The sequence below is a fragment of the Mesorhizobium sp. B2-3-4 genome, assembly GCF_006442315.1.
Classification (GTDB): domain Bacteria; phylum Pseudomonadota; class Alphaproteobacteria; order Rhizobiales; family Rhizobiaceae; genus Mesorhizobium.
Genome location: NZ_VFVY01000046.1, coordinates 1 through 1,687, shown reverse-complemented (window position 1 = coordinate 1,687; position 1,687 = coordinate 1). Strand labels below are relative to the sequence as shown.

1 protein-coding gene is annotated in these 1,687 nt (G+C 64.1%); it reads right to left on the bottom strand.

The window, feature by feature from the left end; all coding sequences use genetic code 11:
• Positions 1-94: 94 nt before the first annotated feature.
• Positions 95-1,687, bottom strand: a 1,593-nt coding sequence (locus FJ967_RS33595) for an MBG-2 domain-containing protein (protein ID WP_181176230.1), incomplete at its 5' end; no start/stop codon positions are given.

The window sequence follows — 1,687 nt, the reverse complement described above, 5'->3', positions numbered from 1 at the left end:
CGAGCGCCGTCGAGGCCAGAAGCAGCGCCGTCAGCGGCGCGCTGGTCCGGGTGATGATGCGTGGGAAGAGTATCTGGCGCTGCATAGCCTGCCGCTACTGGATCGAGGCGGCAGCGCAGACCGACGCGGTCTGCGCCATGCCCTGACAGAAGGCGAAGCCGTCAAGGCGCGGATCCTCGACCAGGGTTTGCGTGTCGCCGTCCGCCGGCTGGCCGGTGAAGAACACCGGCGCCGGTGCACCGGCGCCATGCACGGAGGCATTATACGCGACCGTGCTGGCCGTATCGGCAGCAGGCACCGTGTTGGGCGCGGTGACGGTCAGTTCGGCGCCGACATAGGTCAGATCGTAGTTGGCCGAAGCGGCAAGGCTGCCTTGCTCGATGGCGTAACCGCCGGGGATGCTGGCGGGCGTTGCATCGGTCGAAAGCGCGCCGGTGAGCGTATCGGTGCCGACCAGTCCCAGTCCGCCGATCGAATAGGTAAATGGCGGATTGGGCATGCCCTGCGCACGGCTTTGCGCATCCGCCACGACAATGATCGAACGCTTGCCGATGCTGAAATCAGCGCTGGCGAAGGTGATGTCGTAGTTGGAATTGTTGGCGTTGGTGAGCGTGCCCTGGCCGATGGCATAATTGCCCGCATTTTCGCCGGCGGCCCTGTCAAGCGCGCCGACGAGCGCCACGCCGGTCCCGAGATCGGAATAGCCGTAGCCGTAGGACGATGGATCGTCATTGCCATAAATCTTGCCCTGGCCCGAAGTCGCTGTGACCGTCACCGACCGCTTGCCGATGGTGAAGTCGGTCCCATCCACGAAGGTGATGTCGTAGTTCGAATTGTTGGCGTTGGTCAGCGTGCCCTGGCCGATGGCGTAGCTGCCGGCATCTTCGCCGCCTGCCCGGTTCAGGGCGCCGGCCAGCGCAATGCCGTTGCCAAGACCCGACGTGGTGTAGCCGTAGGTAGTCGGGTCGGCATTACCGTAGGTCTTGCCCTGACCCGATGTCGCCGTGACCGTGACGGCTCGCTTGGCGATGCCGAAGGTCGAGCTGTCGAAAGTGATGTCGTAGTTCGAATTGGCGGCATCGGTCAGCGTGCCACGCCCAATCGCATAGGTACCGACGTCTTCTCCCGATGCGCGGTCAAGCGACCCCACCAGCGCCACGCCGGTTCCGAGATCGGAATAGGTATAGAGGTAGGACGACGGATCGGCATCGCCGTAGGTCTTGCCCTGATTGGCGCTTGCCGTGACCGTGACCGCGCGCTTGCCGATGGTGAAGGTCGAGCTGTCGAAGGTGATGTCGTAATTCGAATTGTTGGCGTTGGTCAGCGTGCCCTGGCCGATTGCGTAGCCGCCGGCATCTTCGCCGGCCGTGCGGTCCAGTGAGCCGACGAGAGCGACGCCGGTGCCTAGATCGGAATAGGTATAGAGGTAGGACGACGGATCGGCATCGCCGTAGGTTTTGCCCTGGTTGGCGCTTGCCTTGACCGTCACGGCCCGCTTGCCGATGGCGAAGATCGAGCTGTCGAAGGTGATGTCGTAGTTCGAATTGTTGGCGTTGGTCAGCGTGCCCTGGCCGATGGCATAGCCGCCGACATCCTCGCCCGAGGCCCGGTCGAGCGCGCCGACGAGAGCGACGCCGGTGCCGAGGTCGGAGTAGGTGTAGAGGTAGGACGACGGATCGGCATCGCC